Source organism: Cognatundibacterium luofuense, from assembly GCF_018139685.1.
In the GTDB taxonomy this organism is placed as follows: domain Bacteria; phylum Pseudomonadota; class Gammaproteobacteria; order Burkholderiales; family Burkholderiaceae_D; genus Undibacterium; species Undibacterium luofuense.
The window spans coordinates 1-292 of the sequence record NZ_JAGSPN010000575.1 but is presented as its reverse complement, the minus strand read 5'-3'; the positions used below and the strand labels follow the sequence as shown (position 1 = coordinate 292).

Sequence of the window (292 nt, the reverse complement as noted above, 5' to 3'; positions counted from 1 at the left end):
ATGATGGGTTTGCAGAAAGTGCCGTGCGCTATGTGCATCCTGCACTAATTGAAATTCTGTCAGTCCGAATAGCTCTTCTCTGGAAATCTCTTCCCAGCACTGCAACACCCGTTCGCGGTAAGCTGGCAGGCATAGTGGCAGTCTTAGCTCGGTCAGATTCGGATCTGCGCCAAAGGGACGCACGTAACGGTAAAGATAAAAATAATGGGTGCCGATATGAGTATTAGAAAGCGGCAGTACCGCAACCAGATCCTGGCCGGAAAACAGCGCGCAAATCAGCAATTCATCTTTA

At 49.3% G+C, this 292-nt stretch carries 1 protein-coding gene; it reads right to left on the bottom strand.

Features of this window, described 5'->3' with window-relative positions:
• Positions 1–292, bottom strand: a 292-nt coding sequence (locus KDM89_RS21705) for a hypothetical protein (protein ID WP_212689843.1), incomplete at both ends; no start/stop codon positions are given.